General features: G+C 58.0%; 7 protein-coding genes and 1 pseudogene. 7 read left to right on the top strand and 1 reads right to left on the bottom strand.

Annotated elements, in window-relative coordinates; all coding sequences use genetic code 11:
• On the bottom strand, nucleotides 1–971 hold a 971-nt coding region (locus tag ACEQWH_RS12240; RefSeq protein ID WP_370231281.1), incomplete at its 3' end, for a PHP domain-containing protein.
• Between the two features lie 333 nt (nucleotides 972–1304).
• Here ACEQWH_RS12240 and xdhA point away from each other — a divergent pair.
• The 7 genes and pseudogenes from xdhA to ACEQWH_RS12205 all read left to right on the top strand — a co-directional run.
• Nucleotides 1305–2666, top strand: a complete 1362-nt coding sequence (gene xdhA, locus ACEQWH_RS12235; RefSeq protein WP_370231279.1) for a xanthine dehydrogenase small subunit — start codon at nucleotides 1305–1307, stop codon at nucleotides 2664–2666.
• Nucleotides 2663–4957, top strand: coding sequence for a xanthine dehydrogenase molybdopterin binding subunit (gene xdhB / locus ACEQWH_RS12230; protein WP_370231277.1), 2295 nt, complete (start codon nucleotides 2663–2665; stop codon nucleotides 4955–4957). Before xdhA ends, xdhB begins: the two co-directional genes overlap by 4 nt.
• Nucleotides 4950–5897: a xanthine dehydrogenase accessory protein XdhC gene (gene xdhC, locus ACEQWH_RS12225; RefSeq protein WP_370231275.1), complete on the top strand. Its 948-nt coding sequence runs from the start codon at nucleotides 4950–4952 to the stop codon at nucleotides 5895–5897. Before xdhB ends, xdhC begins: the two co-directional genes overlap by 8 nt.
• Nucleotides 5894–7429 carry an ABC transporter ATP-binding protein gene (locus tag ACEQWH_RS12220; protein WP_370231273.1) on the top strand — a complete coding sequence of 512 codons (1536 nt, stop codon included), beginning with the start codon at nucleotides 5894–5896 and terminating at the stop codon, nucleotides 7427–7429. Before xdhC ends, ACEQWH_RS12220 begins: the two co-directional genes overlap by 4 nt.
• Nucleotides 7426–8505, top strand: a complete 1080-nt coding sequence (locus ACEQWH_RS12215; RefSeq protein WP_370231272.1) for an ABC transporter permease — start codon at nucleotides 7426–7428, stop codon at nucleotides 8503–8505. The genes ACEQWH_RS12220 and ACEQWH_RS12215 overlap by 4 nt, the downstream gene beginning before the upstream one ends.
• Nucleotides 8505–9425: an ABC transporter permease gene (locus ACEQWH_RS12210; protein ID WP_370231271.1), complete on the top strand. Its 921-nt coding sequence runs from the start codon at nucleotides 8505–8507 to the stop codon at nucleotides 9423–9425. Before ACEQWH_RS12215 ends, ACEQWH_RS12210 begins: the two co-directional genes overlap by 1 nt.
• A gap of 40 nt (nucleotides 9426–9465) precedes the next feature.
• A pseudogene (locus ACEQWH_RS12205) lies at nucleotides 9466–9665 on the top strand (BMP family ABC transporter substrate-binding protein); the annotation flags it as partial.

The following is a 9665-nucleotide window of genomic DNA, read 5'->3' as shown; positions in this document are numbered from 1 at the left end:
TCCTCAGGCGTCACCGCATGGGGGATCACGGCCAGCCGTTTCTGCAGGCCGTCATTAGCGATCCGGCGCAGTTCAGCCACCTCGTCATCGGCAAACTTCGGCAAGATGGGATCACGGCGATAGGTTGCGAATGCACAGCGCCTGGCGATTTCGACTGTGTTTTCAATCGCTTCTGGCAGATCCGCAAAAAGCGTTATCATCTCTTGCTGCGATTTGAAGTAGTGCTGGTTGGTCAGACGACGACGTCCATCAGCCTGATCCACATAGGCCCCTTCCGAAATACAGATCAGCGCATCATGCGCCTCATACATATCGGTTTTCGGAAAATAGACGTCATTGGTGGCAACCAGCGGAATGTCACGCGCATAGGCCATTTCAATAAAACCGCGCTCTGTCAGACGCTCGGCTTCGGGTGCGCCATCTTCGCCGGGGTGACGTTGCAGTTCGACATAAAGACGGTCGCCAAATATTTGGTGGAGCCGCTCCATCATGGCCTCTGCCGCCGGACGCTGGCCTTGTCGCAACAGGCGACCAATGGGGCCATCTGGACCACCCGTCAGACAGATCAAACCATCAGATTGCGCGGCAAGTTCCTCTATCGTGACCTGCGGCAGCTGTCCGCCCTTGTCGACATATAGACAGGACGAGAGCTTCATCAGATTCTCATAGCCTTCCTCGCGCTGGCTAAGCAGAACCAATGGAGCCGGAGCAGGCTTTTGTGTGCGCCCCGACGGATCGTCATAGGGCATTTCCAGATCAACCTGACAGCCCACAATGGGTTGAACCCCTGCCCCTTGCGCACCAACGGAAAACTCAAGGGCCGCGAACATATTGTTAGTGTCTGTGATGGCGACTGCGGGCATGTCCATATCGGCACAAAGCCCCGGCAGTTTCTTGACGCGCATCGCGCCTTCCAACAGAGAATATTCAGTGTGGACGCGAAGATGGATGAATCGGGGTTGGCTGCTCATGGCGGCAAAGCTAGCTCACTGACGCCCTCGGGGAAACGGCTGAATCGGGCGCCACTCGATTAAAATTTGGGCGTGGATATGCGGGAAGGACTTTCTTGAATTCCCGAACAGCGCTAGCGATTATATTGAGAAACAAGGGATTAACGTAGGCGACGGCCCCCCTAAGATAAACGATTTCAGACGCAAACGCTTGGAAAACAGGCAATTTCGCTTGCCAGCCATGTGACGCTGTTTCTATCCTAAGGGGGTAACACCCAGGGGGCCGCGGATTTTCTACGTCGCATCGAAGATCCGCCCAAGGCAAGACATCGGTAAGGCGACGGGTTCTAACACATGGACGTCACGTTTCTTCTGAACGGAGAGACCACGCATGTGCACAACGTCTCGGCAACGCAAACGTTGCTGGATTGGCTTCGAGAGACACGTGGACTTAGCGGCACGAAAGAAGGCTGCAACGAGGGCGACTGCGGTGCCTGCTCTGTTGTTGTACAGGATGAAGGCGGCACCAAAGCGCTCAATGCCTGCATTCTGTTTATGCCACAGCTGCATGGAAAATCTGTGCGCACGGTCGAGGGGGTCTCGGGCCCGCAAGGTCAATTGCATCCGGTGCAAGAGGCCATGGTCGCGCATCACGGCAGCCAATGCGGATTTTGCACTCCCGGGTTCATCGCCTCGATGGTGGCGGCACATAGCAATGGCGCAACCGACCACGACGATCAGCTTGCGGGCAACCTGTGTCGCTGCACGGGCTATGCGCCTATCATTCGAGCGGCAGAGGCCGCAGCAGAACAGCCGGTGCCGGTTTGGGTAAAATCTGACTTGCCCGAGGTTGGCCCCGCATCAAAGTTTCAACCCGACAGCAGCGACGCACTTGCAACGCTTTATGAGGCGCATCCGGACGCGACGCTGGTTGCGGGCGCGACAGATGTCGGCCTATGGGTCACCAAACAGTTGCGCGAACTGGACCCCGTCATCTTTCTTGGACGGTGTGATGATCTGAAAGAGATCACGGTCACCGAGACCGAGATTTCCCTTGGAGCCATGGTGGATATGAACGCCATGCGGGACGCGATCACCCCGCTGCACCCGTCCTATGGCGAGATGCTGCGCCGTTATGCCAGCACCCAAATCCGCAACGCGGCCACGCTGGGTGGCAACGTGGCAAACGGCTCGCCGATTGGGGACAACCCGCCTGCGTTGATTGCATTGGGCGCCACCCTGCATCTGCGCAAGGGGGACGCGCGGAGGTCTATGCCGATCGAGGATTTCTTTGTCGCCTATGGCCAGCAAGACCGTCTGCCGGGCGAATTCGTGGAACGCATCACCATTCCCAGACAAGAGGATCGCCTCAAGGTCTATAAACTCTCCAAGCGCTTTGATCAGGACATCTCTGCGGTGCTGGGGGCGATTAACATTCAGGTTTCAGACGGCGTGGTCACAGGCGCGCGCATTGCCTTTGGCGGCATGGCGGCAACGCCAAAACGCGCGGCCGCGGTAGAGGCAGCCTTGATCGGCGCGCCCTGGAGCGAAGACGGGATTGCACCCGCTTTGGCGGCCTTTTCGCAGGACTATACCCCGATGAGTGACATGCGCGCATCCGCAGCCTATCGCCTTGAAACCGCACGCAATATGTTGATCCGCTATGTGTTGGAAGACCAAGGCGTTGCGGCCTCTGTTTTGGAGGTATCCCCATGACTGTTGCAACCTCTCGCCCACACGACAGCGCGACGCTGCATGTGACGGGTCAGGCCCGTTATGTGGACGATATTCCAACCCCACGCGGCACCTTGCATTTGGCCTTTGGTCTTTCCACCATTGCCCGCGGCCAGATTGCCGCGATGGATCTGGACCGGGTACGCGCCGCAGAGGGTGTCGTTGCTGTTCTGACCGCCGAGGATCTGCCTTTTGAGAATGACGTCAGCCCATCAATCCACGATGAGCCGCTGTTGAGTGACGGCAGCATCCACTATCTGGGTCAGCCGATCTTTTTGGTGGTGGCAGACAGCCATCTGAACGCGCGTAAAGCCGCCCGCATGGGCGAGATGTCGTTCTCGCAGGAAACACCTATCCTGACGATTGAAGAGGCATTGGCAGCAGACAGCCGGTTTGAGGATGGTCCCCGGATCTGGTCCGCTGGTGATGCGGCACAAGCCCTTAAGGATGCGCCGAAAACCTTAAGCGGCAGCATCACGATGGGCGGGCAGGAACACTTCTATCTTGAAGGTCAGGCCGCGCTTGCCCAGCCGCAGGACAACGGCGATATGGTGGTCAATTCCTCGACCCAGCATCCGACGGAAATCCAGCACAAAGTGGCCCATGCGATCGGCGTTCCGATGCATGCGGTCCGCGTAGAGACCCGCAGGATGGGTGGTGGCTTTGGCGGCAAGGAGAGCCAAGGAAACGCTCTGGCGGTCGCCTGTGCGATTGCCGCGCAAAAGACCGGACGCGCGTGTAAAATGCGGTATGACCGCGACGATGATATGGTCATCACCGGCAAACGGCATGATTTTCGCATCGACTATGACGTGGGCTATGACGAAAGCGGACGTGTTCTGGCGGTCGACTTCCGCCACTATGCACGCTGTGGTTGGGCGCAGGATCTGTCCCTGCCCGTTGCAGACCGTGCCATGTTGCATTCAGACAATGCCTATCAACTGGACAATATCCGCATCGAAAGCCACCGGCTGAAAACCAACATGCAGTCCGCAACGGCCTATCGTGGCTTTGGCGGCCCGCAAGGGATGTTGGGGATCGAACGGGTTATGGATCACGTGGCGCATGCTTTGGCTATGGACCCGCTTAAAGTGCGCCGCGCCAATTTCTATGACGACGCAGGCCAAACCCAGACCCGTGCCAACGTCACGCCATATGGTCAGGACGTGACCGATTTCGTGCTGCATGACCTTGTCACCAAACTTGCGACCACATCAGATTACCAAAACAGACGCGCAGCCGTGCGTGACTGGAATGCCCAGAACTCTGTGCTGAAGAAAGGCATCTCGCTGACGCCGGTCAAATTCGGGATCTCGTTCACGCTGACGCATCTTAATCAGGCGGGCGCTTTGGTGCATGTGTATCAGGACGGCTCGATACAGATGAACCACGGTGGCACGGAAATGGGTCAGGGTCTGAACCAAAAGGTGGCGCAGGTGGCGGCATCTCGGTTTGGTGTTCCGCTGGATGTTGTGAAAATCACAGCAACCGACACGGCCAAAGTGCCAAATACCTCAGCCACCGCCGCAAGCTCGGGCAGTGATCTGAACGGCATGGCGGTCAAAATCGCCTGCGACACAATCCGCCTGCGGATGGCAGAGCATCTGGCCGCGCTGCACCAATGCGACGTATCGGAGGTGACCTTCAGCAACGGTCAGGTCGACGCCGCTGGCAATGTGATGCGCTTCGCAGATGCCGCGAAACTTTGCTACGAGGCGCGGATCAGCCTGTCTTCCACAGGCTTTTACAAAACGCCCGATCTGGCGTGGGACCGTATCAAAGGCAAAGGGCGGCCGTTTTACTATTTCGCCTATGGCGCTGCAGTGACTGAAGTTGTGATCGACACGCTGACAGGCGAGAACCGCATTCTGCGGACGGATCTTTTGCATGACGCGGGCAGTTCGCTTAATCCGGTGCTGGATATCGGGCAGGTCGAAGGCGCCTATGTTCAAGGCGCGGGCTGGCTAACCACGGAAGAGCTGGTGTGGGACAACAACGGCGCGCTGCGCACACATGCCCCCAGCACCTATAAAATTCCGGCCTGCTCTGATCGTCCAGACATCTTCAACGTGGCGCTTTACGAAAACGAGAACGCAGAAGACACGATCTATCGCTCTAAAGCGGTCGGCGAGCCACCGTTCATGTTGGGCATCTCGGCGCTTTTGGCGCTGTCAGATGCGGTCGCGGCCTGTGGTGTGCCCTATCCTGATCTGGATGCGCCCGCCACGTCTGAACGCATTTTTGTGGCAACGCAAAAGGTGCGCGATGCTTGATCTTGGGACACTCACGGACACCCTTGATACCCACGGGCGCGTGGCCCGCGTGGTGGTGGCCGACATCGCGGGTTCTGTGCCCCGCGAAGTCGGCGCCTCTATGCTGGTCTGGCCCGAAGGCCAAATCGGCACCATTGGCGGGGGCACATTAGAATTCGAGGCCACGAAAGCGGCGCGTGATATGCTGACATCCGGCTCCTTTGCTCAGCTATCACGTCATCCTTTGGGGCCCTCTTTGGGACAGTGCTGTGGAGGGGCTGTCACATTGGTCAGCGAAGTATTTACCGCTGAAACCCTTCGTTCCCTGACAGATCAGAACAGTTTCGCGCGTCGCGTTTCAGGACATGCTCCGATGCCGCTCGCGATCAAACGCAGTCAAGCTCTTGCGCGCAATCAGGGTCAACAGGTCAACGCCACGCTTCAGGATGGCTGGTTCATCGAGCCCCTCGTTTCGGGCGCCGTGCCGCTTTGGATCTGGGGCGCTGGCCACGTGGGTCGCGCGATGGTTCAGACGCTTACGGGGCTGTCCGAACTGGACATCAGCTGGATCGACACATCCGAGGCGCGGTTTCCTGACGAAATCCCCACGGGCGTGACACGTTTGATGGCCGACAATCCAGCACAGCTGGTCCCCTATGCGCCGCCAAATGCACAGCATCTTATTCTGACCTATTCTCATGCACTTGATCTGGAACTGTGCCACCAATTGCTGGGCCACAGTTTTGCATTTACCGGCCTGATCGGGTCCAAAACCAAATGGGCCCGGTTCAGACACCGTTTGACCGAGTTGGGTCATACAGCAGATCAAATTTCCCGCATTACGTGCCCGATCGGAGATCCGACGCTGGGGAAACAACCACAAGCAATTGCAATTGGCGTCGCGCAGGCGCTATTGCATGACCTAAAAAACAACAAGGCCCGAAAGGACCGAACCGCATGACAGGGACATTGCTCTCAATTCAGGGGCTGACCAAAGCCTATCCGGGCGTCGTCGCAAACGACACGGTGTCTTTTGACATTCAGGAAGGCGAAGTCCACGCCCTGCTGGGTGAAAACGGGGCCGGCAAATCGACGCTGGTGAAAATGATCTATGGTCTCGTCAAGCCTGACAGCGGATCCATGACATGGCGGGGCGAAGATTTTGCCCCAGCAGAGCCACGCATGGCGCGGGCCACGGGCGTCGCGATGGTGTTTCAGCACTTCTCGCTGTTTGAGGCGCTCAACGTCGCAGAAAACGTCGCCTTGGGTATGGAGAACCCTCCGCCCATGCGCGATCTGGCAGGGCGGATCAAAGAGGTTTCGGAAACTTATGGCCTGCCCCTTGATCCCTATCGCACCGTTGGAGATCTGTCCGCTGGCGAGCGGCAACGGGTCGAAATTATTCGTTGCCTTCTGCAAGATCCCAAACTGCTTATAATGGATGAACCGACCTCTGTGCTGACCCCACAAGAGGTCGAAATATTATTTGAGACCCTGCGCAAGCTGCGGTCTGAAGGAACCTCGATCCTCTATATCAGCCACAAGCTGGAAGAGATCCGGGCGCTGTGCGATCACGCTACCATCCTGCGCCTTGGCAAAAACGTTGGCGAATGCGTGCCTGCTGAAACCTCGGCGCGCGACATGGCCGAAATGATGGTTGGCGACACGCTGCAAACACCGACCCGCAAAGCCAAAGAGGACGGTGCAGTTGTCCTCGAGGTCAAGGCGCTGTCTATGCCTTCGGCCAGCGAATTCGGCACATCCCTGAAGGACATCACATTTTCGGTGAAATCCGGCGAAATTCTGGGGCTGGGTGGCGTTGCTGGCAACGGCCAAGACGAACTGTTGGCGGCGCTGTCAGGCGAAGCACACTGCGACACGGATACAGTCAAAATCAAAGGCACCGGCGTTGGGCACCTTGGCCCAAACCAGCGCCGTTCAATCGGCACGCTTGCTGCCCCCGAAGAACGTTTGGGACATGCCGCAGCGCCCGCGATGAGCCTTGTTGAAAACGCGCTTTTGACCGGAGCCGTGCGCAAAGATCTGACCAAGAATGGATTTGTGAACTGGGGTGCGGCCAAAGACTTTGCCGAAGAGATCATCGCCAAGTTCGATGTTCGCACACCGGGCTCTGACCGCGCGGCGCGGGCCCTGTCGGGCGGCAACTTGCAGAAATTCGTCATCGGCCGCGAGATCCTTCAGGATCCAGAGGTGCTGGTGGTGAACCAGCCAACCTGGGGTGTCGATGCAGCGGCGGCCGCCGCGATCCGGCAGTCCCTGATGGATCTGGCCGCAAAAGGTGCCGCCATTGTGGTCATCAGCCAGGACTTGGACGAACTCATGGAAATATCAGACCGTTTTGGCGCGTTGAACGAAGGCCGCTTAAGCGATTTGCGCCCGACTGCGGGCCTCAGCATTGACGAAATCGGCCTGATGATGGGCGGCGCGCACGGCATGGAAGTGGCGCATCTGGGCGAGGAGGCCTCCGCATGATCCAGCTAGAGAAACGCCCACAGCCAAGCCAGTTCTGGTCGCTGTTCACACCGGTATTGGCCGTGATCATCACAATGATCGTCGGCGGCCTGTTGTTCGGGGCCTTGGGCAAAAACCCATTCGAGGCCATCCGAACCATCTTCTATGATCCGCTCTTTGGGGATTTTGCCAGCTATTCCAGACCGCAGCTTTTGGTCAAAGGCGGCCCGCTGATCCTGATCGCGATCGGATTGTCGCTCGGATTCCGTGCAGGCATCTGGAACATCGGCGCGGAAGGCCAGTACATTATAGGCGCGATCTTTGGCGCCGCGGCAGGCCTTGCGTTCTATCCCGCCGAAAGCATCTTCATTTTCCCGCTGATGGTCATCTGCGGCGCAATCGGAGGCATGCTTTGGGCACTGATCCCGGCACTTTTGAAAGTGAAATTCGGCACCAACGAAATTCTGGTGTCGTTGATGCTTGTTTATGTGGCCGAACAACTTCTGGCCTCTATGGCACTGGGATTGTTGAAAAACCCCGACGGCTTTGGCTTTCCCGGGTCGCGCAACCTGAATGACTATCCAAGCGCCAACAGCTGGATCAACGAAGGCTTTGGGCTGCACTGGGGCATTGCTGCGGCGTTCATTGCAGTGATTTTCGCCTATGTTCTGCTCAGCCGTCACATCATGGGCTTTAACATCAAGCTGACCGGCGAAGCGCCCAAGGCCGCTCGGTTTGGCGGCGTAAACCCAACCCGGCTGGTCATTTTCTGCATGTGTGCCTCGGGCGCGCTTGCGGGTCTTGCCGGTCTGTTCGAGGTCTCTGGCCCGTCAGGTCAAATCAGCATCGACTTCAACGTCGGCTATGGCTTCACCGCCATCATCGTCGCCTTTCTGGGGCGATTGCACCCCATCGGCATTCTGCTTGCAGGCCTCCTGATGGCGCTGACCTACATTGGAGGCGAGCTGGCCCAGCTGACCCTTGGCCTTCCGTCTGCGGCCATTCAGGTGTTCCAAGGCATGCTCTTGTTCTTCCTGCTGGCGCTTGACCTGCTCACCAACTTCCGCATCAAATTCGCAATGAAAGGAGCCGTATAATGGATCTTTCTGCAATCAGCCCCGCGCTCCTCATTGCCTCTTTGATGGTGGCCGCCACGCCCCTGTTGCTGGCTGCAATCGGCGAACTTGTCGTCGAAAAAGCAGGCGTTCTGAACCTTGGCGTCGAAGGCATGATGATCGTAGGCGCGATCTGCGGGTTTGCGGTGACGGTGGAAACCGGCTCGCCCATGCTTGGCGTCCTGGCGGCCATGGTCGGCGGCGCGCTTTTGTCGACGCTCTTTGGCTTTCTGACACAGTTCGCGCTGGCCAATCAGGTCGCCTCAGGCTTGGCCCTGACGCTGTTTGGCTTGGGACTATCGGCCCTCATGGGACAGAATTACATCGGCATCAAGCCGCCTTCGATGCCCAAACTCGAGATCGCAGGACTGTCGGATATGCCCTTCTTTGGCCCGATCCTCTTTGCACACGACCCCTTGCTTTACTTGGGTATTCTTCTGACCGCAGCGGTATGGGCCCTGCTAAAATTCACCCGCGTCGGTCTGGTGTTGCGCGCGGTGGGCGAAAACCACGACGCAGCCCATGCGCTTGGCTATCACGTGATCCGCGTGCGCTTTCTGGCGATTATGTTCGGCGGCGGCTGCGCGGGCCTTGGCGGGGCCTACATCAGCCTCATCCGCGTCCCTCAATGGACCGAAGGCATGACCGCGGGAATCGGTTGGATTGCACTGGCGCTCGTCGTATTTGCCAGCTGGAAACCCTGGCGCGTCCTCTTGGGTGCCTATCTTTTTGGCGGAATTAACGTTTTACAGCTCAACCTACAGGCCGCAGGCATTGCGATCCCTGTAGAATATTTGGCAATGTCACCGTACCTGATAACTATTCTGGTGCTTGTCATTCTATCGGCCGACAAAAGCGGAGCCCCCGCGTCCCTCGGCCGATCATTCCATGCCTCGAACTGACCATCGGGGCCAAAAACGCAACCAACAGGGGGGATCCCTCATGAAATTTACAAAACTTCTCGCCTCGGCAGCCGTGGCGCTGGGTCTTGCATCAGCCGCTGCTGCTGACACGACCAAAGTCGGCTTCATCTACGTTGGCCCAGTGGGCGACGGCGGCTGGACCTACGAGCACGACCAAGGTCGTCTTGCAGTCGAAGAAGCCTTTGGTGACAAGGTTGAAACCTTCTATCAGGAAAACGT

The organism is Cognatishimia sp. (genome assembly GCF_964229375.1).
Taxonomy (GTDB): domain Bacteria; phylum Pseudomonadota; class Alphaproteobacteria; order Rhodobacterales; family Rhodobacteraceae; genus Cognatishimia.
This window is presented reverse-complemented; position numbering and strand designations above follow the sequence as displayed.

What these genes read in the sequence shown, in the direction of transcription:
- xdhA (WP_370231279.1), top strand. Translation starts at nt 1,305, where the DNA reads ATGGACGTCACGTTTCTTCTGAACGGAGAGACCACGCATGTGCACAAC.
- xdhB (WP_370231277.1), top strand. Translation starts at nt 2,663, where the DNA reads ATGACTGTTGCAACCTCTCGCCCACACGACAGCGCGACGCTGCATGTG.
- xdhC (WP_370231275.1), top strand. Translation starts at nt 4,950, where the DNA reads ATGCTTGATCTTGGGACACTCACGGACACCCTTGATACCCACGGGCGC.
- ACEQWH_RS12220 (WP_370231273.1), top strand. Translation starts at nt 5,894, where the DNA reads ATGACAGGGACATTGCTCTCAATTCAGGGGCTGACCAAAGCCTATCCG.
- ACEQWH_RS12215 (WP_370231272.1), top strand. Translation starts at nt 7,426, where the DNA reads ATGATCCAGCTAGAGAAACGCCCACAGCCAAGCCAGTTCTGGTCGCTG.
- ACEQWH_RS12210 (WP_370231271.1), top strand. Translation starts at nt 8,505, where the DNA reads ATGGATCTTTCTGCAATCAGCCCCGCGCTCCTCATTGCCTCTTTGATG.